General features: G+C 71.8%; 21 protein-coding genes and 2 riboswitches. Of the genes, 6 read left to right on the top strand and 15 right to left on the bottom strand.

Annotation, left to right across the window (positions count from 1 at the left end):
* Positions 1-14: 14 nt before the first annotated feature.
* The 5 genes from H7344_RS02780 to H7344_RS02760 form a co-directional block, all read right to left on the bottom strand.
* A complete protein-coding gene (locus tag H7344_RS02780; protein ID WP_186344463.1) occupies positions 15-980 on the bottom strand; it encodes a cobalamin biosynthesis protein in 966 nt (321 codons plus the stop codon).
* A gap of 122 nt (positions 981-1102) precedes the next feature.
* Positions 1103-3529, bottom strand: coding sequence for a cobyrinate a,c-diamide synthase (locus H7344_RS02775; RefSeq protein ID WP_229706777.1), 2427 nt, complete (start codon positions 3527-3529; stop codon positions 1103-1105).
* On the bottom strand, positions 3523-4137 hold the full coding sequence (gene cobO / locus H7344_RS02770) for a cob(I)yrinic acid a,c-diamide adenosyltransferase (RefSeq protein WP_186344462.1): 615 nt from the start codon (positions 4135-4137) through the stop codon (positions 3523-3525). The genes H7344_RS02775 and cobO overlap by 7 nt, the downstream gene beginning before the upstream one ends.
* A complete protein-coding gene (gene cobA, locus H7344_RS02765) occupies positions 4137-4904 on the bottom strand; it encodes a uroporphyrinogen-III C-methyltransferase (RefSeq protein ID WP_186344461.1) in 768 nt (255 codons plus the stop codon). Before cobA ends, cobO begins: the two co-directional genes overlap by 1 nt.
* The gene (locus H7344_RS02760; RefSeq protein ID WP_186344460.1) at positions 4904-6970 is read right to left on the bottom strand and encodes a VWA domain-containing protein; all 2067 of its coding nucleotides are present in this window, start codon (positions 6968-6970) and stop codon (positions 4904-4906) included. Before H7344_RS02760 ends, cobA begins: the two co-directional genes overlap by 1 nt.
* A gap of 91 nt (positions 6971-7061) precedes the next feature.
* Positions 7062-7212, bottom strand: a riboswitch (cobalamin riboswitch).
* A 42-nt stretch (positions 7213-7254) separates the two neighbouring features.
* Between H7344_RS02760 and cbiE the strand changes: the two genes are divergently transcribed.
* Positions 7255-8511: a precorrin-6y C5,15-methyltransferase (decarboxylating) subunit CbiE gene (cbiE, locus tag H7344_RS02755; RefSeq protein WP_229706778.1), complete on the top strand. Its 1257-nt coding sequence runs from the start codon at positions 7255-7257 to the stop codon at positions 8509-8511.
* Positions 8512-8574: 63 nt separating this feature from the next.
* On the opposite strand, the gene H7344_RS02750 is transcribed toward cbiE, so the two are convergent.
* A complete protein-coding gene (locus tag H7344_RS02750) occupies positions 8575-8928 on the bottom strand; it encodes a DUF4440 domain-containing protein (protein WP_186344459.1) in 354 nt (117 codons plus the stop codon).
* A gap of 78 nt (positions 8929-9006) precedes the next feature.
* Here H7344_RS02750 and H7344_RS02745 point away from each other — a divergent pair, with 78 nt between their 5' ends.
* Both H7344_RS02745 and H7344_RS02740 read left to right on the top strand, forming a co-directional pair.
* Positions 9007-9804, top strand: a complete 798-nt coding sequence (locus H7344_RS02745; RefSeq protein ID WP_186344458.1) for a MerR family transcriptional regulator — start codon at positions 9007-9009, stop codon at positions 9802-9804.
* A 322-nt stretch (positions 9805-10126) separates the two neighbouring features.
* Positions 10127-11572 (top strand): tetratricopeptide repeat protein, encoded by a 1446-nt coding sequence (locus tag H7344_RS02740; protein WP_186344457.1) that lies wholly within the window; start codon positions 10127-10129, stop codon positions 11570-11572.
* Here the strand turns inward: H7344_RS02740 and H7344_RS02735 are convergent.
* Positions 11569-12270 carry a metallophosphoesterase gene (locus tag H7344_RS02735; protein WP_229706779.1) on the bottom strand — a complete coding sequence of 234 codons (702 nt, stop codon included), beginning with the start codon at positions 12268-12270 and terminating at the stop codon, positions 11569-11571. The two genes, H7344_RS02740 and H7344_RS02735, sit on opposite strands and share 4 nt — an antisense overlap.
* Entirely contained in the window at positions 12171-12953 is a 783-nt protein-coding gene (locus H7344_RS02730) for a nucleotidyltransferase domain-containing protein (protein WP_186344455.1), read from the bottom strand. The genes H7344_RS02735 and H7344_RS02730 overlap by 100 nt, the downstream gene beginning before the upstream one ends.
* Before the next feature lie 550 nt (positions 12954-13503).
* Here H7344_RS02730 and H7344_RS02725 point away from each other — a divergent pair.
* A complete protein-coding gene (locus H7344_RS02725) occupies positions 13504-14556 on the top strand; it encodes a tyrosine-type recombinase/integrase (protein WP_186344454.1) in 1053 nt (350 codons plus the stop codon).
* 119 nt (positions 14557-14675) lie between these two features.
* Here H7344_RS02725 and H7344_RS02720 read toward each other — a convergent pair whose 3' ends face one another.
* Both H7344_RS02720 and H7344_RS02715 read right to left on the bottom strand, forming a co-directional pair.
* Positions 14676-16310, bottom strand: a complete 1635-nt coding sequence (locus H7344_RS02720; RefSeq protein ID WP_186344453.1) for an AAA family ATPase — start codon at positions 16308-16310, stop codon at positions 14676-14678.
* 793 nt (positions 16311-17103) lie between these two features.
* A complete protein-coding gene (locus tag H7344_RS02715; protein WP_186344452.1) occupies positions 17104-18480 on the bottom strand; it encodes an MFS transporter in 1377 nt (458 codons plus the stop codon).
* Positions 18481-18689: 209 nt separating this feature from the next.
* Here H7344_RS02715 and H7344_RS02710 point away from each other — a divergent pair, with 209 nt between their 5' ends.
* On the top strand, positions 18690-19340 hold the full coding sequence (locus H7344_RS02710) for an aspartate/glutamate racemase family protein (RefSeq protein WP_186344451.1): 651 nt from the start codon (positions 18690-18692) through the stop codon (positions 19338-19340).
* A gap of 736 nt (positions 19341-20076) precedes the next feature.
* On the top strand, positions 20077-20766 hold the full coding sequence (locus H7344_RS02705) for a LuxR C-terminal-related transcriptional regulator (RefSeq protein WP_186344450.1): 690 nt from the start codon (positions 20077-20079) through the stop codon (positions 20764-20766).
* A gap of 22 nt (positions 20767-20788) precedes the next feature.
* Here the strand turns inward: H7344_RS02705 and bluB are convergent, their stop codons facing one another.
* From bluB to H7344_RS02680, 5 genes are read right to left on the bottom strand one after another with little or no spacing between them, the layout of a single operon-like run.
* Complete coding sequence (gene bluB / locus H7344_RS02700; protein ID WP_186344449.1) at positions 20789-21418, bottom strand: 5,6-dimethylbenzimidazole synthase; 630 nt, start codon at positions 21416-21418, stop codon at positions 20789-20791.
* A 2-nt stretch (positions 21419-21420) separates the two neighbouring features.
* Complete coding sequence (locus H7344_RS02695; RefSeq protein ID WP_229706780.1) at positions 21421-22182, bottom strand: cobalt-precorrin-4/precorrin-4 C(11)-methyltransferase; 762 nt, start codon at positions 22180-22182, stop codon at positions 21421-21423.
* A complete protein-coding gene (locus H7344_RS02690) occupies positions 22179-23702 on the bottom strand; it encodes a precorrin-2 C(20)-methyltransferase (protein ID WP_186344447.1) in 1524 nt (507 codons plus the stop codon). Before H7344_RS02690 ends, H7344_RS02695 begins: the two co-directional genes overlap by 4 nt.
* The gene (locus tag H7344_RS02685) at positions 23699-24364 is read right to left on the bottom strand and encodes a precorrin-8X methylmutase (RefSeq protein WP_186344446.1); all 666 of its coding nucleotides are present in this window, start codon (positions 24362-24364) and stop codon (positions 23699-23701) included. The genes H7344_RS02690 and H7344_RS02685 overlap by 4 nt, the downstream gene beginning before the upstream one ends.
* Positions 24361-25227, bottom strand: a complete 867-nt coding sequence (locus H7344_RS02680) for a nitrite reductase (protein WP_186344445.1) — start codon at positions 25225-25227, stop codon at positions 24361-24363. The genes H7344_RS02685 and H7344_RS02680 overlap by 4 nt, the downstream gene beginning before the upstream one ends.
* A 61-nt stretch (positions 25228-25288) precedes the next feature.
* Positions 25289-25482: riboswitch (cobalamin riboswitch) on the bottom strand.
* Between the last annotated feature and the right edge of the window lies 1 nt (position 25483).

Here is a 25483-nt window from a genome sequence, read left to right as displayed (position 1 = left end):
CGGGGTCGTGTGCCTCAGGACGCGCTCGGCCGCGTCCTCGGGCACACGACCCTGCTCGCATGGGCGGACGCGCCCAGCGCCGCCAGCCACCCCACGCGGCGGGCGAGAGCGGTCACCCGGGGCACGTCGCTGGGCCGGACCGGCCGTCCGCTGCCCATCGTCGGCCGCTGCTCGACCCGGTCGCCGTACCGGTTCGTGCCGCCAAGGGTGACGCCGAGCGACCCCGCGAACGACGCCTCGACCACGCCGGCGTTCGGGCTGGGGTGCGCCCGGGCGTCGCGCCGCCAGGCCGCCCACGCGTCCGCGGCCCCGGTCGGCGCGGCAGCCAGCACGCACAGCCCGCCCAGGCGCGATCCCGGCAGGCCGAGCACGTCGTCGAGGCGGGCCGACGCCCACCCGAAGCGGGCGTAGCGGGGGCTGCGGTGGCCGACCATCGCGTCGAGGGTATTGGCGGCGCGGTGTGCCAGCAGGCCGGGTACGCCGCCGACGGCCCCCCACGCGAGCGGGGCCGTGACGGCGTCGGAGGTGTTCTCCGCGACCGACTCGACCACCGCGCGGGCGACCTCGTCCGCGTCGAGGCCGGTCGGGTCGCGGCCGACGAGGTGGGTCAGCCGCTGCCGGGCCGCGGGCAGGTCGTCGGCCGCGAGCAGCGCGTGGACGGCCAGCGCCTCGCGCTCGAGGCTGCGCCCGCCCAGCACCGCCCAGGTGCCCAGTGCGGTCGCGGCCGCGTGCAGCGCGGGGCGGCCCTGGGTGGCCCGCTCGACGGCGATGCCGAGCCCCGCGGCGCCGCCCACCAGCAGGGTGGTGTGCGCGACGCCGGGCGCTCGCGCGTCGGCGTACAACATCTGCTCGGAGCGGCTCGCGAGCCGCCCGAACCCCGCGACCGGGTGCCACCGGCGCGGGTCCCCCATCGCCCGGTCCAGCGCGAAGCCGAGGAGGAGCCCGGCGGCGCGCGACCTGGCGTTCGGGCGCGACCACAATCGTTCAATTGCGCGGTTGTTGCGGGTTCTCGGGCCGGAAAGGCGTCGCAATCGTTCAATTGAACGATCGTGTACGCCGCCAACCCTGCGCCCGCCCCCGACCCGACCCCCCGACGCCACCCTCACGCCTGCAACCGAGCAGCGTCGAGCGCAGCCAGCAGCAGCGCGGTCGTCTCCGGCGGGCGCACGGCGATCCGGGCCCAGGAGCCGTCGAGGCCGGGGAAGGTGTCGGCCCGGCGCACCGCGACCCCCCGCTCGCGCAGCGCCGCGCGAGCGCCGTCGCCGAGCCGGGCGAGCACGAACGACGCCTGCGACTCCACGACCTCGACGCCCCGCTCGGCCAGCCCCGCGACCAGCACCGACCGCCACCCGGCGATCCGGGCCGCGCGCCGGGCCGCCTCGGCGACGGCCGCCGGGCCGGTGCAGGCGGTCGCGGCGTGGATCGCCGGCGTCGAGACCGACCACGGCACCTGCCGCGCGGCGAGGCCGGCGATGCTGCGCTCGTTGCCGACGACGTACCCGACGCGGATTCCCGGCAGCGACCAGTGCTTGGTCAGGCTCCGGACGACGAGCAGCCCGCGCCGCCGGTCCTTGGCCAGCGACTCGCGCTCCCCCTCGACGGTGTCGATGAACGCCTCGTCGACGAGCACGACCCGCTTCGGCCGCCGCAGACGGAGGATCTCCGCGGCGGGGTGCAGCACGCCGGTGGGGTTCGTCGGGTTGCCGAGCACGACCAGGTCGGCGTCCTCGGGCACGGCGGCGGGGTCGAGCCGGTAGCCGTCCTCAGCCCGGCAGTGCACGACGGTCACCCGGTGTCCCGCGCGCTCGAGCGCGGCGTGCGGCTCGGTGAACTGCGGGTGCACGACGACCACGTGGCGCCACTGCTTCCACCGGGCGACCAGCTCGAAGGCCTCGGCGGCGCCGGCGGTCACCAGCACCTCGTCGGGCCGCCGGCGGTGCAGCTCGGCGATCGCCACGCGGGCGGCCGCCGGGTCCGGATAGCTCGTCGACGCCCGCACCCCCTCGGCCAGCGCCCGCTCCAGCCAGGCCGGACGCGGCTCGGGGTGCACGTTGACCGCGAGGTCGAGAAGCCCCGGACCGAGCTCGCGGTCGCCGTGGTGGAGGAGCGGGTCGGTCGACTCCTGCGGCTCCTGGGGTTCGACGGCCGTCGGCTCGGGCTCGGCCAGGGGCGGCCCGGCCACCGGCGCCGCGGCGGCCGCCGCCTCGGTGAACCGCCGGGCGAGCTGGGGGTGGCCGGCCCAGTGGAGGTGGAGGTACGACGCGTGCAGGGTCGGCGACGCGACGCCGATCAGCTCGCGGTCGACCTCCCAGGCCGGCGTCCAGCCGCGGGCGGCGCGGGTCAGGGCGGTGCGGTGGAACTCGTGCCCGCGCACCTCCTCCCCCGCCCGGGTCAGCAGGCTGTCGCCGACCGCTCGCGCGACCGGGTAGCGCAGCACCAGCCGCTCCGACATCGCGGCCGACGTCCCGATCACCCCGGCCATCGGGGTGTCGTCGAGGGAGTCGAGGAGGTAGAGCATCCCGGCGCACTCCGCCACCGTCGGCAGCCCGCCGCGCACCGCGTCACGGACCTGCGCGAGCAGGGCGGTGTTGCGGGCCAGCTCGCGTGCGTGCTCCTCGGGGAAGCCTCCGCCGAGCAGCAGCGCCTGCGTGCCGTCCGGGAGCGCGCGGTCGGTCAGCGGGTCGAACCGCACCACCCGGCAGCCGGCGGCCGCGAGCAGCTCCTCGGTCTCGGCGTAGGCGAACGTGAACGCCCGGCCGCCCGCCACCGCGACCACCGGCCCGCCCGGCACCGGGCTCACCTCGCGCGCGGGGTCCCACGGCGTCGCGTCGAGGGCGGGCGCTGTCCGCGCGACGTCGAGCACCGCGTCGAGGTCGACGTGCTTCGCGACGTGCTCGCCGAGCCGGGCGACCAGCGCGGTGGCCTCGTCGCGCTCGGCGGCCGGCACCAGGCCGAGGTGCCGTGAGGGGGTCGCCAGCGACTCCTCGCGCGGCACGACGCCGAGCACGGGCAGGTGCAGCGAGCGGCGTACCTCCTCCACGTTGCGGGGCGAGCCGGCCCGGTTGAGGACGACGCCGACGACCTCGACCGCCGGGTCGTACGCCGCCATGCCGGCCACCAGCGCACCGACCGACCGCGACATCCTCGCGATGTCGACGACGAGCACGACCGGCGTGCGGGTGAGCGCGGCCACGTGCGCCGTGGACGCGAACCCGTCGGTGCCGAGCCGGCCGTCGTGGAGGCCCATCACGCCCTCGACGACCGCGACGTCCGCGCCGCGGGCGCCGTGCAGCAGCAGCGGGCCGATCCGCTCCTCGCCGACCTGGTGGGGGTCGAGGTTGCGGCCGGGCCTACCGGTGGCGACGGCGTGGTAGCCGGGGTCGATGTAGTCCGGGCCGACCTTGTGGCCGGACACCTCGAGCCCCCGGGCGCGCAGGGCGGCCATGAGGCCGGTGGCGACCGTGGTCTTGCCCTGGCCGGTCGACGGCGCGGCGACCACGAGGCGGGGCAGGTGCGCCTGCGTCACCACTCGATCCCTCGCTGGCCCTTCTGGCCGGCGTCCATCGGGTGCTTGACCTTCGTCATCTCGGTGACCAGGTCGGCGACCTCGAGCAGCGCAGGCGCGGCGCGGCGGCCGGTGACGACGACGTGCTGGCGGCCGGGCCGGTCGCGCAGGGTGGTGACGACGTCGTCGAGGTCGACCCAGCCCCAGGCGATCGGGTAGGTGAACTCGTCGAGCACGTAGATGTCGTGCGCCTCGGCGGCCAGCCGCCGCTTGATCTCGGCCCAGCCCTCGGCGGCGGCGCGGGCGTGGTCCTCGGCGTCGCCCTGCTTCTTGGTCCACGACCAGCCGGCGCCCATCTTGTGCCACTCGACGGGTCCGCCCTCGCCGGTCTCGCGGTGCAGCTCGCCGAGCCGCTCGAGCACGGTCTGCTCGCCGATGCGCCACTTGGCGGACTTCACGAACTGGAAGACACCGACCCGCCAGCCCTGGTTCCAGCCGCGGATGGCGAGGCCGAAGGCGGCGGTGGACTTCCCCTTGCCGTCGCCGGTGTGGACCATCAGCAGCGGCCGGTTGCGGCGCTGGCGGGTCGTGAGCCCGTCGTCGGGCACGGTCAGCGGCTGTCCCTGGGGCATCAGCGGGTCTCCTCGAGCTGGCGGGTCGGCGTGGCGAAGGCGGCGACCTCGCCGATGACGGTGACGGCGGGCGGGGCGATGCCGGCCGCGGCGGTCGCGATGTCGGCCAGGTGCGCCACGCGGACCTCCTGGTCGGGGTGGCCGCCACGGGCGACGACGGCGGCCGGGGTGGCGGGCGGCATGCCGTGGCCGAGCAGCTCGGCGGTGATCGCGGCGAGGTTCGCGACGCCCATCAGCAGCACCAGCGTCGTGCCGGACCGGGCCAGCGCGGCGTAGTCGAGCGTGCAGGTGGGATGCCCCGGGGGCACGTGCCCGGACAGCACGCTGAACCCGTGCACCACCCCGCGATGGGTGACCGGGATGCCCGCGAGCGCGGGCACGGCGACGGCCGAGCTCACCCCGGGCAGCACGCGCGCCTCGATGCCGGCGTCGGCGCAGGCGAGCACCTCCTCCATCCCGCGACCGAAGACGAACCCGTCGCCGCCCTTGAGCCGTACGACGCGTCGCCCGGCCCGCGCGTGCTCGACGAGCAGCTCGTTGATCCGCTCCTGCGGGGTGGTGCGCCCGCGCGGCAGCTTGGCGACGTCGAGCACCTCGGCGTCGGGGCGCGCCCAGGCCAGCGCCTCCTGCGGGGCGAGGTGGTCGACGAGCAGCACGTCGGCCTGCTCGACCGCGGCGCGGCCGGCCACGGTCATCAGCCCGGCGTCGCCGGGCCCGCCTGCGACCAGGGTGACCGAACCAGGCAGCAGGGGTGCGAGCGTGCCCATCAGGCGACGCGCCCCGTGGCGGGCCCGGAGTCGGCGCGACCGGCCACGACCTCGACGAGGCCGTCGGCGCTCACCTGCTCCATCGGCACGTGCTCCGCGCGGAGGTGGCCGGCGAGCGTCCGCGCCAGCCCCATCCGCAGCGGGCCCTGCTCGCAGTCGACCACCACGCTCGGGACGCCCTGGCCGGCGAGGTGCGCCGCCGCACGGCGGGAGCGGTCGACGGCGTCCGGGCCGGCGGTGGCGCGTCCGTCGGTGACGAGCACGAGCAGCGGCCGCAGGTGCGGGTCGCGCAGCCGCTCGCGGCGCAGCACCCGCTCGGCCTCGAGGAGGCCCTCGGCCAGCGGCGTCCGGCCGCCGGAGGGCAGGTCGTCCAGCAGCGCGGCGGCGACCTCGACCGACCCGGTCGGCGGCAGCAGCAGCCGCGCCTCCCGGCCGCGGAAGCCGACCAGCGCCACCTTGTCGCGGCGCCGGTAGGCGTCGGTCAGCAGCGACAGCACCGCGGTCTTGACCTGGGCCATCCGCCGTCGAGCCGCCATCGAGCCGGAGGCGTCGACGCAGAAGAGCAGGAGGTTCGCCTCCCGGCCCTCGCGGACCGCCGTGCGCAGGTCGACGGGCTGCAGCCGGACCCGGCCGCCCGCGGTGCCGGCGCCCTGGCGGGCGGACCGCTCGGCCGCCGCGCGCAGCGTCTCGACCAGGTGCAGCGAGCCGTGGCCGGTGCTCGCCCCGACCCGCCGGCCGCTCGTGGCCCGCGCCCGGCTGCGCCGACCCGGGTTGCCCTCGCCGACGCCGTCGACGGTCAGCAGGCGGGGGCGGTACGCCGTGCCGGAGCGCGCGGCGGGCTGGTCGCCGCCGCTGCCGCTCGGGGCGGGCGGCGCCTGCGGGGCGGGCTGGTCGTCGGGCTCCTGCTCGTCCTGGTTGCCGGCCGGCTGGTCGGACTCCTGGTCGCTCGGCTGGTCGGGCTGCTGGTCGGGCTGCTGGTCGGCGTGGTCGTCGTGCCCCGGGCCGCCGGAGCCCTCCGTCTCCGGGGCCTCCCGCTGCGGGTCGTCACCACCGCCCGGCGGCTCGGGCTGCGGGTCGGGATCGGGGTCCGGCTCGGGGAGCTCCTCGTCGCCGAGGACCCGGTCGAGCAGGTCCTCGTCGAGGCCCGGCGCGTCGAACGGGTTGCGTCGACGCCGGTGCGGCAGCGCCAGCAGCGCGGCGGCGCGGATGTCGGCCAGCGTGACGCGGTCGCGGCCGGCCCAGGCGGCGTGGGCCGCCGCGGTCCGGGTGGTGACGATGTCGGCGCGCAGGCCGTCGACCTCGAACGCTGCGCACACCTCGGCGACCTTGAGCAGCGCCGCGTCGGTGACCACGACCGAGCCGACCCGGGCGCGGGCGTCGGCGATGCGCCGGGTCAGGTCGGCCTGCCGGGCGGCGTACTGCTCGGCGAAGGCGTCGGGGTCCGCGTCGAAGGCCAGCCGGCGGCGTACCACCTCCGCGCGCAGCGCCGGGTCCCGCGGCGCCGCCACCTCGACGGTGAGGCCGAACCGGTCGAGCAGCTGGGGGCGGAGCTCGCCCTCCTCGGGGTTCATGGTGCCGATCAGCACGAACCGCGCCGCGTGGTGCAGCGAGATGCCGTCGCGCTCGACGGTGACCGTGCCGGTGGCGGCGGCGTCGAGGAGCAGGTCGACGAGGTGGTCGTGGAGCAGGTTGACCTCGTCGACGTACAGCACGCCGCGGTGCGCGCGGGCCAGCAGGCCGGGCTCGAGCTCGACGGCGCCGGAGGTCAGCGCCTTCTCCAGCTGGATCGAGCCGAGCAGCCGGTCCTCGGTGGCGCCGACCGGCAGCTCGACGAGCCGCACCGGTCGGGTCCGCGTCGGGCGGCCGGGCCCGAACGGGCCGTCCGGTGAGACCGCGCCACCGTCCGCCGGGTCCACGGAGAACCGGTCGCCCTCGTGCACCTCGACCGCCGGCATCACCTCCGCGAGCCCGCGCACGGTCGTCGACTTCGCCGTGCCCTTCTCGCCGCGCACCAGCACGCCGCCGATGCCCGGGCTGACCGCCGTCAGCACCAGCGCGAGCCCCATCGGGTCCAAGTCGCCGGACGAGGCGTGGTCGCAACCGACGACGGCAGAAAAGGGGTACTTCGTAGGCACGTGAGGCTCCCGCTCGCTTGGCCATGGATGGCGACGCGAGGCCGGTCTTCGGACTTGCCGGGTCACTCCCGAAGGAGTGCTCGGTTCACCGCAGCGGGCCTGTGCCGGAATCTCACCGGCTTCCCAGATTCTCCCCGTTGTCCGTCCCCACCGCCTGGCGATGGTTGGGCCGCAGGGGCACCTCACGTTGTGCGAGGACGATAGCGTCCGGCCCCGTGCCCGACCCGACACCCCTGCCCGGCGTGGACACCGACCCGGTGATCACGGTCGTCGGCGTCGGCGCGGACGGACGCCTGGACGAGCACGCCGAGGCGCTGGTGCGCGACGCGGACGTGCTCCTCGGCGGCCGCCGCCACCTGGCCGACCGACCCGACGTACCGGGCCAGCAGCGCCTTCCCTGGCCCTCCCCGCTCGCCGACGGCCTGCCCGCGCTCCTCGACCCCCTGCTCGACGGCCCGCACGGCCGCCGGGTCGTCGCCCTGGCGTCCGGCGACCCGATGGTCTCCGGCATCGGCACGACCCTCGTCCGCCTCCTCGGTCCCGCTGCCGTCCGCGTGATACCGGCCGTCTCGTCGGTCGCGCTCGCCCGGGCCCGGATGGGCTGGTCGGCCGAGGAGTCGGTCGTCGTCACCCTCGTCGGCCGCCACGAGGCGCGGTTGCTCCGCGAGCTCGCCCCAGGCCGCCGGATCCTCCTGCTCAGCTCCGGCCCCGAGACCCCCGCCCGGGTCGGTGGGCTGCTCGTCGACGCCGGCCACCCCGAGGCGTCCGTCACCCTCCTGGCCGACCTCGGCTCCCCCGCCGAGTCACGGGACGTCCGCACCGCGTCCGAGTGGACCGCCGTCCCCGCCACCGACGTCCCGCCCCTCCACGTCCTCGCCGTCGAGCTGCCGCGCGGCCTCGGCTCCCGGCACTCGTCGTGGGTGGCGGGCCTCCCCGACGACGCCTTCGAGCACGACGGCCAGCTCACCAAGCGCGACCTGCGCGCCTCCGCCCTCGCCCGCCTCCAGCCCGCCCCCGGCCAGCACCTCTGGGACGTCGGCGCCGGGGCCGGCTCGGTCGGCATCGAGTGGATGCGTGCCCACCCCACCTGCCGCACGACCGCCGTCGAGTCGCACCCCGACCGCGCCGCCCGGGTCGCCCGCAACGCCGCCCGCCTCGGCGTCCCCGATCTCGCCGTCGTCGAGGGCCGCGCCCCGGACGCCCTCGCGGACCTCCCTGGCCCGGACGCGATCTTCGTCGGCGGCGGCGCCACCCGCCCGGGAGTCCTCGACGCCTGCCTCGCCGCCCTCGCCCCCGGCGGCCGTCTCGTCGTCCACGGCGTCACGCTGGAGACCGAGTCACTCCTCGCCGACGCCTACCGGACCCACGGCGGCGAGCTGACCCGCCTCTCGGTCGAGTCCACCGCCCCCGTCGGCACCTTCACGGGCTGGACCCCGGCGCGCACGGTCACGCAGTGGGCGTGGGCCCGCTGACGCCCACCTTGGACGCGACGAGGAGGCACCACCCGACGCCACCTCGGGTGGCCGGCTGCCTCCTCACGGGGCGATGACGAGCTCGCTGACGAGGTCGTCGGTGAGGGTGAACCGGTAGCGGAGGTCGACGACACCGCCCGGGAAGTCGCCCTCGAGGCGCTGGAGCGCCACCCAGTGCGCGGCGTCGACGCGCTCGGCGCCGACCAGCTCGGTCGTGTAGTCGAACTCCGCGCCGGCGGCGCGCAGGAAGGCGAGGACCTCGGCGGTCCCGCGGTAGGAGCGGCCGTCGTCGACGACGAGGGCGTCGGGGACGAAGGTGCGGATCGCAGCGTCCGCGTCCCCGGCGGCGTGGGCGGCGAGGTAGGCCCGGATCGTGGCGGGCAGCTGGTCCGGGCGGATGGTCGTCGGTGTGCTCATGCCGTCACGCTGCGGCGTCCGCAGGCGGGAGGGTCAAGCACTGGACCCTCCCGCGGGGAGAGGGTGCAGACTGCCCGGGTGCTGGCGATCGGCGAGTTCTCGCGTCTCACCCACCTGAGTGTGCGCACGCTCCGCCGCTACCACGAGGCGGACCTCCTCGTCCCGGCGACGGTGGACGAGGCGACCGGCTACCGCTACTACGCCGCGGAACAGATCCCTACCGCGCAGGTCATCCACCGGCTGCGCGAGCTCGACGTGCCGCTGCCCGACGTCCGGCGCATCCTCCGCTCCCCCGAGCCTGCGGCGCGTGCTGCGCTCGTCGCCGACCACCTGCGGCGACTCGAGGCCGAGCTCGACCGCACCCGCGTCGCGGTCGCGTCACTGCGCAGGTTGCTGGCCCCGGAGCCGGCGCCCGTGCACGTGGAGCTGCGCTCGGTCCCGGCGGCCACGGTCGCCGCCGTCGAGGGCGACGTCGAGCTCGAGGAGGTGCTCCCCTGGTACGCCGGCGCGATGGCCGAGCTGGACGCGGCAGTCGCGGAGCCGGACGGCCCGCCGGGAGGGCTGTACGACAACGCTCTCTTCGAGGTCGGCCGCGGGCACGTCCTCGTGCACCGCCCGACGGCCCGCCCTCCGACCCTCGGCCGGGTGCGTCCGGTGACCATCCCCGCCGTCGAGCTTGCCGTCGCCACCCACGTCGGCCCGCACGACGACATCGACGTCACCTACGGCGAGGTCGGCGCCTGGGTGGTCGCCAACGCGCTCGCGGTGGCCGGACCGGTCCGGGAGGCCTACCTCGTCGGCCCGCGGGACACCCCCGACCCCTCCGCCTGGCGCACCGAGATCGGCTGGCCCGTCTTCCAGGTCTCGCCGCGCTGAGCGGCGTCCGATCGGACCATCTCTTCCGTCGGAGATCGATGTACCGCGCTGGTCGGCCTGCTCGGCCACGTGGGCGCCTGGGCACTTCGGCGAACTCGTGGGCCACGCGTGCCCCGCCGGACTGGGCGACAGGTCGGTCACCCGTACACCGGGCCCAGAATGGGCGCCCCAGCCCGCCGAATTCGGCGCATTAATAAGTGCGGTAGACGTAGACGGGGACGCCCGCGGAGGTCTGACGTTCGCCGAGTGCCGATCGGGTGCCTAGACCAACCAATTCTCACCGCAGCCGACGGCGACCCCGGACGGCAGCTATTGTCCGGGCATGGTTGAAGCGCTGCCGCTCCGAATCTTCCTCGCGTCGCCCGGCGACATGGAGAACGAACGCGCCGCTGTACGTGCGTGCGTCGATGAGCATAACGCTCGTCACGACGGCGAAGACGGTGTCATGTTCGAAGTCGTCGGGTGGGACCGCGTCCGCGGTACCGTTCGCAGGGCCCAAGAGGCGATCAATGATCTGATCGCTGAAAGCCACTTCATGATCACCCTGTTCAAGGATGCTTGGGGAAGCGCACCAGGCAGCCCGTGGGGATACACGTCTGGCACGGAGGAAGAGTTCTTCACGGCGCTACTTGAGCTCGGCCAGGCTGAGCAGCCGATGAGAGACCTGTGGGTTGGTTTCGTCAAGGGGTCCGAGCCTGATGCTCGGATTCTAAGACTCCGTCAGCACATAATCGACGGTCACTCGGTGATGCTTGAATCAATCACTGATCTCAGAGACTTGAAGGAGAAGTTGACTCAGCGCCTTGAGTCCTGGCACGACCTCGTGGACACGAAGATCCCCCGGCACGTCGACCTCGTTCCGTCATCAGGCAAAGACGTGCTGCGCGCCGCCAATCTGCGACTGAGAGGCGAGAAGCTTATCGACCTGGGCCAACCCGACGCAGGCCGAGCGTCCCTAAAGGAGGCTGCGGTGCTCGGCGGCCCGATCGAGAAACTCGCTTATGCGAAGGTCCTTCGCCGAGCAGGTGACCTGAACGCCGCCTACACCCAGACCCAGAAAGCGATCGACTACTTCACTGACGGCGGCACACTTTACTCCACACTTGCAGCGGACGCGTTTTCCGCTCAGGCGCGGGTGCTCAATGATCAGGGCCGCGAACGCGACGCGATTGGCCGGCTCGAACACGCGTTGACGTTGGCAATCGGCGACGATGCTAACGCCCAGGCTATTCGGTGCCGGATCCAGGACGACCTTGGCTTGGCGTACCAGAAGGTCGACGACCTCGCGAACGCTCAGCGCAGCTTCGAAGCGGCTCTTTCTGTGCGGCAGAAGGTCGGTCGCGATGTCGATGTTGCCCAATCCCTGATCAACCTTGCGAGACTCTTGATCGCTGCCGACGACTTGGAGAGTGCCGCAGACTACGCGGAAGAAGTGGTCGCGACGTTGCGAGCAACACCGCCATCCGGGCTGCACGCAAATTCAGAAGTTCTAGCCGCGCAAGTTCGCCTTCGACAGGGTCGCCCAGATGAGGGCGTCCCCCACGTGGAACGGGCGCTCGCCATCAACCGGCAACTGGCAAACAGGCGTGGCGAGGCGATTTCGTTGCTATTGCTCGCTCAATGCCATCGCGCCGCTGGCCGTCTCGACGACGCCGAGGATATCGCGATGGAATGCATCGCAGTGAATGAGGCGATGGGAGACGCCAATGGTGCCGCGAAGGCACAGTGGATTCTCGACCACTTGGCGGACCACCCACCCGTTAGCTAAGGGACGACCTCGCCTTGACTATTTACCTGCATGTAGTCAAGGGACGGCCATAGGAGCGCAGTTAGCCGCCCAGAATCTGTTCCGCAACCGGTGTCCACCCTGGCCGTGCGACTTCCGATTCGTGGAAGCTCCCCGACGGGAATATGCGCACTGATATGAAACTTAGCCGTCGGCGAGTTGGACGGGATATGCTCAGCAATCAGCTCGTCCGTCTCGTATGCCGTCCGCATCGCACGTAGTTCCGCGAGGTGTTCTGGCGGGAAGGCGGCGATGAAATCCGCGAACACGTCCGGCCCGACGCGTCTTCCGACGTAGGACTTGACGGTCATTGCGCCGCCCATCTTGAGGAACCCGCTCAAGTCTTGACGGTCAATGGCGTCGAGGAGAGCAAGTTCGTGATTCCCTGCTAGCAAACTGGCGCGCCCGGCTCGCCGATGGGCAATCAGGTCCTGCATCACTCCCGCGCTCTGCGAGCCCTTGTTGATGTAGTCCCCAAGAAAGATCACGTGTGATGTCTCCCGCCGAACAAGCGCGCGCCATAATCCGCTAAGCGCAGGCCGATTGCCATGAACGTCACCAACAAACGCAATCTCAGAACTCACAGCAGGATCTTCTCCACTTCTGCGTAATCGGTTCCTTGGCCCGTTACTCCAAGCGCGAGGAAAGACATCGACAGCAGGTCGCCGGGCTCCTCCCATTGATTGACAATCGTTGCCTCGAGGGAGCCGTTCCGGCTCTCCGGGAAGGCCCCCAAGACCCTACGAAGGCGAGCGAGACATTCACCCAAGTCCCGGGCCGAGGGTTCCCCAGGCTGGCGGGAGGCCAATAGGCGGGACAGGTCTGGGTCGCCATTGCGATCCGCGAGCTCGCGGACTGAGAAGCACGGTCGGCTCTCGGCGATCGCCTGCGCGTACAGGCAGCTACGTAAGAGGTACCTTGCCTCGCGAAGCAGCCCCGGCAGGTACTTCGGAAGATCGCGCTCTGGCGTAGTGAAGAGTTCAGACATTGCTCGCGAGCGGGTGAGCAGTCGGTCCGTATCCACCTCACCCATCGCCCTAATGGCCCCCGAAAGCAGTCCTTCGGGATCCCAAACAACCCTCGAGTCGCGCTTTAGATGGGCGCCGAATAGCGTGCCTATCCCTGACGTCAATTGCTCGATTGTGTAGAAGCTGACGTTGACGTCGCCAGCGTAAATCGACGGTCGAGGCGTCGAAACGAGCGCGAGGACATCGAGATCCGAGTCTGCAACGGCGTCGCCGCGAGCTCGGCTTCCATACACAAGTAGACCGACTAGGTCGGCAGGGAGGCGCGGAAAGTCGACGAGAATGTCATGCGGCACGCCCATGTTTTCTATGGCACTGACCACGCTGTCTCGGATCACAAGACTACCGTAGGGCTTGGCGCCTGTTCCGGGGAAACCATCTGTGGTGGAGCGTGCCGTCGACGTGCGAGCCCGCAACTGATGTTGTCCTGTGCGGTAAGACAAGCCTTGTCGTTCTGTGTGGTTTCATCGCTTCTGGTTCGAGCACTTAGAGAGTGACCGAATGGGCTGCGACGGCAGCGAAGTGCCACACGCCTGTTCAACGGGACCTCTTGGTTGGTGCGACCGTGATTGACGCCGATCGCCGTGCGGGAACATCGCGGGCAGGAACGTAGACGCGACACCCCTCCCGGGATGACCTGCGCCGAGTTCGCCCTGTGCGTCGTTGTGCCCGACGCCGTGCTCGTGGGCGCGGGATTCTCAACAAGCGTCTCGCCGAAGAGACCCCCGGCGCAAAGGGGCGCCCCGCAGGCTTGCGAAGGCGCGTCACTCCGCCGCTCAGCAGACGCCGGTGGTCGGGGCGAGAGGACTAGCGTCGATTGGTTCAGACTCCCGGTCGGGCTGGCGGCGGGCGCGCCGGGGCAGAGCTAGTCCGCCGCGAGGTGGCCTCATGTCCGGCACGACAGCACTACTGCCTTTTCAACCGGCCGAGATGTCGCCGGCCCAGCTCGCGGCGGTCTCCTACCTAGCCCGCTACTCCGGCCGCACCCACCGGCTGTACGCCTTCCAGCTACGACGGTGGTTCACCTGGTGCGAACAACACGGGCTGGACCCCCTGCACGGGATTCAACGCGCTCACATCGAGCTCTACATTCGCCAGCTCGGCGACTCGGGCCTGATGGACTCCTCAGTCGTCACGATGATGCACGCGGTCCGAGGCCTTTTCCGGTTCGCGCACATCGACGGGCTCATGATCTCTGACCCGGCCGTCTACGCGAGGCTCCCGAAGGTCCACCGCGACGAATCCCGAACCCAGGGATTGGACCGGCTCGAGCTCATCCGGTTCCTCCAGGTTGCTCAGACCCTTACCGTTCACCACGGCGCCCTGGCCTACCTGCTCGGCATCAACGCGTTCCGAGCATCCGAAGCCGCCGCCGTGCGGATCGAGGACTACGCCGACACCCTTCGAGGCCACCGAGTGCTGCACCTGGTCGGCAAGGGGAACAAGCCCGCCCCCATGCCGATCACCGTCCCGGTGCTACGGGTCCTGGAGGCTTGCCGCGGCCAGCGCACCATCGGGCAGGTCATCCTCCGACCAGTCTCAGGAAAGCCAATCGATCGCCGCGACGCCTACCGGATGGTCACCCGAATCGCGAAGGTCGCCGGCATCCCGCGCCACATCAGCCCGCACTCCCTGCGGCACGCCGCCATCACCAACGCCCTCGACGCAGGCGTCCCACTCCGAGACGCCCAGATCCTGGCCCGACACGCCGACCCGCGCACCACTGAGCACTACGACCGCGCCCGCGGCAACCTCGACCGGCACGCAGTCCACTTCCTCAGGCCTACGTCGCTGGCGTGTGAGCACGCTCGCCCGGCTCGGCCCAGATTGACACAGGCCGCCGCTGGCACATGCGTCGTGTGCGTAGTGGGCTCGACGGACGCCGGTGCGACGCTTCGCACCGGCGGTGCCAGCCTCCGCACGGCTGCAACCTCGCCTTGATCCAGGCACGAACCGGGCGAGCGCAAGGGCGATAACCACTCAACTCATCGGCTCGAGAGGTGTGCTTGGAAATCCATGCTTGGCGAGCAGAGAGGAGGAGCGACCTACAAGGCCTCGGGCTAGGCCGGCAGATCTCCAACGATCTCCCGCACCTTCGTCAATAGCCCTTCGTCGCTACCGAGAAGCACGCGGACCGACTTCTCGTAGAGATCCAGATTCTTGAACCCGAGGGCGTGAGCAACGGCTGTGCGCAATCCGCTGTCGCGCACGGAGAACCCGCGCACGATCGCGTCGTAGTCCTTGGAAGCAACGAGGTCTGCGAGCTTCTGATGCTCACGGGGGTATGGAGACGTCAGACTGATCGGAAGCTCCACTCCGCCGTTGATCATGTCCTCACCGCTCGGCAAGCTGGCCAGTGCCTGACGACGCAGCATTTTCACGGCATTTACCGAAGCTAGGTGCTGCACCGTGTTCGGCCGGAGCGTCTCCATCGCCTTGTCTCGGACGGTCGACCTAAGGGCTGCCGAATCCTCGCCCAAGGTTGCCGCTTGACGATCAGCAACCGCGTCCACGACGCAGGACAGGTAATAGAGGTTTTCCACCTCGTCGACGCGCAACACCAAGATCTTCTTGGCTCCAAGCGCACTGATCTCCTCTGGCGAACGCGCATCTCCATCGAGAATGCCCCGGCTTTCGACCCAGTGATAGGCATCGGCCTCGTGTAGCCCAGTGGTCGCTCTCTTGACCTCGTCGGAGCCGCCGCACGGCACGACAGTCCATTGAGGAAACAGAAGTTGGTACAACGGAAAGTCAAGGCTGGATGTCTCGCCCTCCACAAATAGCAACTGGCGCCGACCTCCCAAGATGGCCTCACGGACGGCGTCGGGAACACCGCTGGCTTCCGAATCGATCTCGAGAGCCCAACCGGTGGCCCTGCCCTCGTTCCATGCGACCGCGCTTACGAAACAGACGATCGTTCCGGACGGCTCCAGCTTGCCGAGCAGGTCCAGATCGTGCGTGAGCAATACGAATGCGCAATCATCGCGCTCACGCATCAGGGAGGCCACAAAGTCAGAGGAGATGGCGCGATGTAGATGACGCTCCGGCTCATCAACGATCTGCACGCTGCCAGGAGGCGACAGCAACACTTCCGCCGCCAGCAGGAAGGCACCCTTCTCACCGTCCGACATCTCCGAGATCGGATAGGCGTCCCCAGACTCACGAACAGCTTCGAACTCGCCCAGGTGGGTCACCCGGAACCTAATGTCCAGGTTGGCCGACGCAAAGACTCGCGAGATTGTGGTGAGCATCGACTCGTCGACCATCGACGTGTCTTGGCCAGTATCAACGAGTTCAGCAATCCGAGCGTTCCGCCCGTTGACACGTCCAAGAAGGTCGTAGAGGAGTCTGGACGAGCGCTCAGAGTCGCCTTCAACCTTGACTCTGGACGTGGGTTGTGCGTCCCACGACGCGAAGGCTGGCAACAATTGGGCACGCTGACTGGCGGTCATCTCGGTACCAGCTGACTGCATCCAGACCCGGCGGTGCGCAAGTACCCGCGTAACCGGGGTATCTGAGTCACCACGATTGACGCTCAACCAGTGGCTGAGCGCCGACTTGCCCGATCCGTTCGGTCCGACGACCACAACTGAGCGTCCGGCGTAAGCACGCAGCTCTACCGAACTGTCTCCCCCGGGACTCGGCACGACCCATTCAAGGAGAGGCTTGGTGGCGTCGTCTGGCACTTCGGTCATCGCACGTCCTGCCTAGTTCTTGGCGATGCTTGTCTTAACACCGCGATCAACCGTGGACATTACGGGCACTCAAGGCCCCAAACGCTCAGAAGCGCTGACCAGGCGACGATCGCAAGATCCGGGGGCAGGCGCCAACTTGGCGATCCTGCGGTCCTCGCGCTAGCGACGTCGACATGGTGCTCGAGTTCTAGGCGGCATGTGCGTCCTTCCGCCGCCTGTCGGCTTCGCTCCGACGACCGCTGATGCCGCTGACGGGCGCCGGCGCTACGTATCCTCCCGCGGGGCGGCAAGAGACCTCAGCGGAAGTCGAACAGTCGGATACCTGCGCCCACCGGAACGCCGTGCACGAACTGTCCCTCGGGGATCGGGACAGGGGCCCGAGCCGCCAGCGCTCGGGAAGTCGAAGCCCCGTTGAGATGGTTGTAAGCAGCTGACGCACGGCTCCGCAGCGGCGCGGACGCCTCCCGGCCTCGAGACCTCGGCAAGCCGTGCCTACCCAGTTGTCCGCACCACCCTCAGGTTGGCGAGAGTCCTCAGCGCCGCCTGTTCTCACCGCTATCGGCGCGTGCCTTTCACCGGTCCTGGTGTGGAACAGGCAGTCGCTCGTCCGCAGGGTGACGACGAGCGCCCGGAGTCACCGGGGGGGTGTGGCAAGGGCGGATGTCTTGCGACTGTGCAGTCAGCCAGGTTGATGGCAGTCAGCGAAGCGTCGAGAACGTGGTCCGGAAACACGCCTCATCACGGGTGCGGCATCAGCCCTCCTCGTGTGCCCCCACCGCGTGCGCAGGCGGTTTCAGGGCCGGGTCCTGCTGGCGATCAGGACGCCCAGCACAGCTATGGCGCAAGTGAAGGCATAGACCGCCAGGAACGGGTCGATGCCACCGCGCTCGGCAGCAGCGAAGGCCACCCCGGCTACCGAAAGCGCTAGCGCGGCGCCCAGCGAGTCGGCCACCGAGAGCGCCGAGGAGTTCAGACCGCGGTCGCGGTCGGTCGACTCTGCCAGCATCGCGACCGATGTCCGGGGGTAGGCGAACCCCATCCCCGCTCCCGCGAGGACGTACGCGGCGATCGGCAGCACCGGGGACAGCTCGCTTCCGGCGACCTGGAAAGCCACAGCGACGAACAGTGTGACGATGCCGACCAGGACCACCGTGGTGCCCGCATGCATCGCCCGCTCATGGGTGATGCGGGTTCCCAGCCGTGACTGCACCTGGCTGGAGAGGGCCCACACCAGACCAACAAGGGTGAGTGCGACGCCGGCCTGACCGACCGAAAGGTCCCAACGGTCCTGCAGGACGAAGACGATGTGGGCCTCCGCGCAGAAGAATCCGGCGCTCAGCAGCCCCCGCGTCGCCACGACGGCCGGCAGCCCACGCCCGCCGATCAGCGTGCCCGCAGGAAGCAGCCGGGCGAGGGCGAGGAACACCAGCAGGAGGGCGCCGACCGCGCCGCCCCAGGCCAGACCGCTGTCCGCTCCGAGCAGCGCAAGGGCGAGCACACCGACCGCCGCGACGCATGCCCACCCCAGGCGGGACAACGGCGTGGTGGTGCCCTGCGGGTGCGGCTTCATCCGGCGCAGCGCTGGTGCGATCAGCATCAGCGCCACAAGCACCAGAAGGATCGTGCCGGTGAAGACCCAGCGCCAGCCGAAGGCGCTTGCCACCACGGCGGCGAGTCCGGGTCCGAAGAGAGCCGGCAGCACCCAAGCAGCCGCGAACGAGGCGAAGATCGCCGGCTGCAGGAGGCTCGGGTAGACCAGCCCCACGACGACGTACAGCGCCACGACGAGGGCGCCGCCGCCCAGCCCTTGGAGGACGCGGCCTGCGATCAACACCTCCATGCTCGGTGTGGTCCCACACGTCAGCAGCCCCAGCGAGAACAGCACCATCGAGATCAGCAGAGGAGCCCGCGGACCGGCGCGGTCACTCCACATACCGGCGCCGACCATCCCCACGACCCCGCTCGCCAAGGGTGCCGCGAAGGAGAGCGCGTAGAGCCTGAAGCCATCGAGATCGCGGGCGACGCTCGGCATCACGGTCGTGACGGCCATCGCCTCGAAGGCCACGAACCCGATCAGCCCGAACATGCCCACGGTCGTCGCCAGGTAGGCCGGGGAAAGGATGCCGTCACGGCGTCCGTTGGTAGCGCCGCTCGACGTCGCACTGCTCACCCCCGGACGCTACGGCCCGAGCCAGGGCGGGACCACATGGGTCCCCATCGCGCCGTCGCTGCCCACCGGAAAGGCTGTCCTGGGCTTCGCTGCGACGCCGCTCCCGCGCCTTCGGCGACCTGCTTCTATCCGCCGCCTGTCGGCGTGCGCCCGAAGCGTCCGCTCATGCAGAGGGAAACGCGTCCCTGGCTCGCTGGAACACTGGCGAGATGCCACGCATCGGATTCCTCCACACCGCGCAGGTCCATGTCGCAACCTTCGAGGCACTCCTGCGCGATGCCGATGCCAGTTCGTCCTGTGTGCACCGGGTCGAGCCGGATCTTCTCGACCAGGTGCGCAGGGACGGCCCTACCCTGGATGTCGAGGACGCCACCCTGGCTGCCCTCCGCCGACTCGCCGATGACGACGTGGACATAGTCGTCTGCACCTGCTCCACACTCGGGTCCGTCGCCGAAGCCCTGGGAGGGCGTCTACCTGTGCCGGTCGTCCGCGTGGACCGGCCGATGGCACGCGCGGCTGTCCGGGCTGGGGCGCGTATAGGCGTCATCGTCGCGTTGGAGTCCACGCTCGAGCCGACCCGTGCACTGCTCGCCGCCGAGGCGCGGCGCGAAGGCGCGTCTCCGACGATCATCGACGTCGAGGTACCGGACGCATGGGCGGCTTTCGAGGCCGGGGACCATGAGGACTACCTGCGACAAGTTGCGCATGCCGCTCGCTCCATCGCCGACCGCGTGGACGTCGTCGTCCTGGCCCAGGCGAGCATGATGGGCGCCACCACGACGCTCAGCGATCTCCAGACGCCTGTGCTGGCGAGCCCTGTCCTTGCCGTGCAGCACGCCTTGAGCCCGTCGAGTCGATGAAGGGGCGAGGGTCCGCCGATGCCTCGATGAACGACTTTCCGCCGCCTCCAAGCGGGAAGAGTCCCGCTGGTCTGCCGATGAGCGCACTGCGACGCCAGCTCGACGCTCCTCGGAACGAGTGACTGGACTACCGAGATGGGCGCGGCGCCGCCGGCGATACCTCCTGTGGCGGCTGAGTGCTCGGCGGCGATGCTCCGAGCGGCGGTGGCCGCCGGGCGGTTGGCCAACGCCCAGGGCTAGTTCCTTGAAGTAGCGCAGCGAAGACCACGGAGGGTGGCGCCTCGACGACGGCTCCTCCGAGATCGGAGTGCGTCATCGGACGAACGTAGCCCTGGCCGGCCTGGCTGGAGAGCCTCTTCGTCCCGGCCTGACGCCCGGGCCCAGGCCGGCTCCGGCGCACGCACCGAGCACACATGGAGGAACCGCCGGGGTCTCGGGTCCCCGGCGGTTCAGGGACGAACATAGCCGTGATCGGGCGGCACAGGTTCGAGAACCTCGCAACGTCTCCTCGAGATCGCCGCCGAGCGCGGCACCACGTAGCGGCCGAGGGGACACCTACCCGAACGGGCACATCGTCTAGTCCATTGGTACTAGTCCCCGCGCGTCGTGGATCCTAGGGGTTCTAATTCTCGCCTGGCGCCAGTAGCAACTGCTTCTCTCGGGTGGTGCGGTGGTCCATGGGGGAAACATGTCGCGATGCACGCAGCCCAGGGTCGTGGTCGCCGATCAGCACGCGATGCTGACGGAGAGCCTCGCGGTGGTCTTCGAGAGGTGCCACTACCAGTACCGCGTCGTCCCCATCCCCCGTGAGCCGGCGAGCGTCGGGCACATCCTCAGCCAGGTCCTCAAGCTGCGGCCGGACGTGCTGGTCATCAACGCCGACCTCGGCCCGACGTGCAGCGGTGCGGCGCTCATCGCGCCGATGACCCGGGCCGGCGCCGCGGTGGTGGTGCTGACCGACACCCTCGACGAGGCCCGCGCGGGCGAGTGCGTGCTCAAGGGCGCGCGGGTGGTGCTGCCCAAGAGCGAGTCGCTGGCCGTCGTGGTGTCGACGATCCGCCGGATCGTCGCCGGTGAGTGCGTCCTGGACCGTGCGGAGCGCCGGCGCCTCGTCGAGGCCTACCAGCGACGCGAGTCCCACGAGCACGGCCTACGGGATCGCCTCGAGCGCCTGTCGCCGCAGGAGGCCGAGGTGCTGCGGCACCTCATCGCGGGCCGGACCACCCGCGAGGTGGCGCAGGTGCGAGTGGTCTCCGAGGCCACGGTCCGCACCCAGGTCAAGGCCGTCCTGGCCAAACTCGAGGTCAGCTCGCAGCTGGCGGCCGTCGCCCTGGCCCGTCGGGCCGGGTGGAGCGCGCCGACGATGGTCCTCGGGTCGGAGGTCGCCCGGCGGGCGCGTCCGGAAGCGACCCGCGCGACCGCCTGACCACGCGACCTCCGGCTCCGCCTCAGCCCGCCGGCGGCGCGGCGTAGGACTCCTCGTGGACGACGAGCGGCGTGCGCGAGCGCCAGCCGAACCGCTCGAGGTCGGGCACGTCGGGCAGCGCGGCGATCTCGCCGACGCAGAGCCACGCGACCGGCCGGACGTGGTCGGGGAAGCCGACGAGGTCGGCGAGGACCTCCTCGCGGTAGAAGCTGACCCAGCCGACGCCGAGGCCCTCGGCGGTGGCGGCGAGCCAGAGGTTCTGGATCGCCAGGCACACCGAGTACAGCCCCGTGTCCGCGATCGCGTGACGGCCCAGGACCCGCTCACCCGCGGTGGTCGGGTCGTACCCGACGACCAGGCCGAGGCCGGCCTCGACGATCCCCTCGACCTTGATCCGCGAGAACGTCGCCGCTCGCCCGGGATCGTCGGCGAGCGAGGCGGCGAAGACCTCCCGCTCGGCGGCGACGTGGTCGCGGAACGTCCGGAGCCGGGCCGGGTCGCGGACGGTGACGAACACCCAAGGCTGGGACATGCCGACGCTCGGGGCGCGGTGCGCCGCCTCGAGGACGCGGGTGAGCGCCTCGGCGGACGGCGGGCCGGTGAACTCGGCGCGGGTGTCACGGCGGCGCGCGATCGCGTCGTACAGCTCCACGGTCAGCGCCTCCGCTCGCGCTCGGGGCTGTAGAGGAACGACTCGCCCCCGTCGCGGGCGTCGCCGAGGGCGCGGCCGACGAGGATGACCGCCGCCTGCCGCAGGCCGGCCTCCTCGACCTGGTCGGCGATCGAGCCGACGGTCCCGCGCAGCACCAGCTCCTCGGGTTGGCTGGCGCGGTGCACGACGACCACCGGGCAGTCCTCGCCCACGACGGGGACCAGCTCGGCCGCCAGCTCGCGGGTGCGCCTGATCGCCAGGTGCAGCACCAGCGTGGCGCCGGTCGCGGCGAAGGCGGTCAGCGACTCGCCCTCCCCCATCGGCGTCGACCGGGCGCGGGTGCGGGTGAGCACGACGGACTGGGCGAGGTGCGGCACGGTGAGCTCGCGCCCGACCAGCGCCGTCGCGGCGGCGTACGCCGGCACGCCCGGCGTGACCTCCCACGCGACCCCGGCCGCGTCGAGCCGCCGGGCCTGCTCGTGCAGCGCGGAGTAGAGAGACGGGTCGCCGGAGGTGAGCCGGACGACCCGCTCCCCCGCTCGCGCACCCGCGACGAGGTGAGCGGTGATCGCGTCGAGGTCGAGGTCCTGGGTGTCGACGAGCCGGGCACCCGGGCCACAGTGGGCGAGGACGTCGGGGTCCAGGTAGGTGCCCGGGTAGAGCACCAGGTCGGCCGCGGCCAGGAGCCGGGCTGCCCGCAGCGTGAGCAGGTCGGCCGCGCCGGGCCCGGCACCCACGAAGTGGACGGGGAAGCAGCCGGTCACCGGACGTACCTCGGCGTCCACACGCCCGCCGCCGACACTCGCGTCGAGGAGGCGCCCACGATGAGCAGGCACTTCATGTCGATCGTCGCCGGATCGAGCTCGCCGAGCGTGGTGACGGTCAGCGACTCCTCGGCCCGCCCGACGTCACGCCCGACGACCACGACCGTCTCCGGCGACCGGTGCTCGAGCAGCACGGCGCGAGCCACCGCGACCTGGTCGGTCCGGCTCCGCGAGGCGGGGTTGTAGACGGCCAGCACGAGGTCGGCCTCGGCGATCGCGCGCAGCCGCCGCTCGACCACCTCCCAGGGCTTGAGCCGGTCCGAGAGGCTCACCACCGCGAAGTCCGCGCCCACCGGCGCGCCCGCCCGGGCCGCGACCGCCTGCACGGCGCTGACGCCGGGCAGCACGCGCACGGGCACGGCGGCGTACGCCGGGTCCTCGGCCGCCTCGAAGACCGCCGCCGCCATCCCGAACACCCCCGCGTCGCCACCGGAGACGACGGCGACCCGCTCCCCTCGGCAGGCCAGGTCCAGGGCCAGCCGCGCGCGGTCGACCTCCACGGTGTTGCCCGACGCGTGCCGGGTGAGACCCGCCCGCTGCGGGACGCGCGCGACGTACGGTCCGTAGCCGACGACATGGTCGACCTCCGCCAGCGCGGCCGAGGCCTCCGGCGTGATCCACCCCTCCGGGCCCGGCCCGAGACCGACCACGAGCAGCTCGGCGGCGCCGCGGGACGGCATCGGTGGGACCGCCGAGGCGGACGTCGCCGGCGCGGCGAGGTCGCGCGAGCGGCGGCCGTTGCGGGTGTCGCCCGTGACCACGATGAGCGAGAAGTACGGCACGGACGCGGGGTCGACCTCGGCCACCGGTCGCCACTGCTCCTCGGGCATCGAGGCCCGCTCGACGTACAAGGCGTGGTCGAGACGACCGGCCTCGACCAGGGCGCGGCGGACGGCGGGGAACGTGCGGCCCAGCTTCATGATCACCGCGCCGTCGGTGTCGGCCAGACGGCGGGCGAGCTCCGGCTCCGGCAGCGTGCCCGGGAGCACGGTCAACACGTCGGTCTGCCGGACCAGCGGGCTCGCGACCGTCGCCGTCGCGGCCAGGAAGGCCGGGACCCCCGGTACGACCTCGGCCTCGTAGCGCGCGGCGAGGCGGTCGTGCATGTACATGTAGGACCCGTAGAACAGCGGGTCGCCCTCGGCCAGCAGCACGACGTCGCGACCGGCGTCGAGGTGCGCGGCCAGCCGCGCGGCCGAGGCCTCGTAGAACTCCGCGATCGCCCCGGCGTAGCCGCCGGGGTGGGTGGTCGTCCCGGTCGTCACGGGGTAGGTCAGCTCCTCCTCCACCGCGTCCGCCGGGATGAGGTCGGCGGCGATGCGGCGGGCGTTGGAGCGCTTGCCGGCGGCGGCGTGGTACGCCACCACGTCGGCCTGCGCGATGAGCCGGGCGGCCTTGCGGGTGATCAGCTCGGGGTCGCCCGGGCCGACGCCGACCCCGGCGAAGCGACCGGTCCTCACTCCTCCTCCTGGGCGATCGCGTTGAGCGCGGACGACGTCATCGCCGAGCCGCCGCGGCGGCCGCGGACGGTGACGAAGGGGACGTCGATGCCGTGGTCGGCGGCGAGGTCGACCAGCCCCTGCTTGGACTCGGCGGCGCCGATGAAGCCCACTGGGCAGCCGACGACCGCCGCCGGCCGCGGCGCGCCGTCGACGAGCATCTCGAGCAGGTGGAAGAGCGCGGTCGGGGCGTTGCCGATCGCGACGACGGCCCCCTCCAACCATGGCTCCCACAGCGACACCGCGGCCGCGGTGCGGGTGGTGCCCCACTCCTGGGCCAAGCCGGGCACGCGGGGGTCCTCGAGCAGGCAGAGCACCTCGTTGTCGGCGGGCAGCCGGCTGCGGGTCACCCCGCGGACGACCATCGTCGCGTCGCAGAGGATCGGCGCGCCCGCCTCGAGCGCCGCCCGCGCGGCCGGCACCAGCCGCGGGTCGACCACGAGGTCAGCGGCCAGGTCGACCTGGCCGCTGCCGTGGATCATCCGCACCGCGAGCCGCTCCGCGCTGGGCGGCACCGCGGACAGGTCCGCCTCGCGGCGGATGGTCGCGAAGGAGTCGCGGTAGATGTCGGCGCCCCGGTCGACGTACGTGTAGTGGTGGCGGGGGCGGGTGGGCGTGCTCAACGGGACTCCTCGTTAGGTGGGCCGGGGACGAGGACGCCACGCCACGGCGTGACGACGAGGACGGGTGCGGCGGCGGTGAGTCGCTCGACGGCGGCCCGGTCGAGGCCGTCGTCGGGGACGGGTTCGTGGACACCGCCGGGCACGACGCCGTACGGCGGTGCGGGTGCGGGCGGTGGGAGTCCGGGGTCGGGCGGGCACGGCTCGACCAGCGGCTCGACCAGCTCGGCGACGTGCCACGGCGCGTCGGGCCCATCGCCCCGGACGTCGAGGAACCGCCGGGCGAGGTCGACGACCGTCCGTGGAGCGTCCGCGAGCGGCACGACCGGCCCCCAGCCGTCCCCCACGCGCAGCTGGCCGAGCTCCGCGTCGAGGGCCACCACGCCGAGGTCGCACGAGCGGTCCGCGAGGTCGCCGCGGTCGTCGAGGACGAGCAGGAAGCGCCCGGGCAGCCCGCCGAGCGCGGGGTCGGCGAGCAGCGTCGCGTCGAGGCCGTCGACGAGTCGCCGCAGGTCGGCCCGGCCACCGGCGAGCCCGGTCTGCGGCGATGCCATCAGGTTGCGGGCGAGGTCGTGGGTGCGGCTCGGCAGCAGGCCGGTCGCCTCGACCGCGGCGAGCACGTCGGGCCGCAGCCGCGCAGGGCCGGCTCCCCCGTCCGGCTCGCCCGGCAGCGCGCGGACCTGGAGGTTGGCGCGGCCGGTGACGTGCACCCGACCGTCGCCGTACCGCTCGGCCACCTCGGCGAGCGCCAGCAGGGAGGCGGCCGGCACCCGCCCACCGGGCAGGCGCAGCCGCACCAGAAGCCCGTCGTCGGCGGGCCAGGGGCGCAGCGCGCCGGGGCAGCGGTCAGGTCGGAACCGGTTCACCGGGAAGCGTCACCTTGCTCGGAGTCGGGGTCCGAACGCGAGACCCACCTCGACCCGACGACGGGCGTCGTCGAGGCCAGCAGGTCTTCGGACTCGGATCAACCGGGAGTGGACGCCTTCCCAGGACCCGAGGGCCCCAGTGGCTGCCGTTGCCGGCGTGTCCGTCCCGTCCCCTCACCGCTGCGCGTCAGCTCCGGATTCACACCGGATTCCCTGACTCCACAAGGGAGTACGACTGGCTGACCCGGACCCTAGC

The organism is Nocardioides deserti, from assembly GCF_014266025.1.
GTDB classification, from domain to species: domain Bacteria; phylum Actinomycetota; class Actinomycetes; order Propionibacteriales; family Nocardioidaceae; genus Nocardioides; species Nocardioides deserti.
This window is presented reverse-complemented; position numbering and strand designations above follow the sequence as displayed.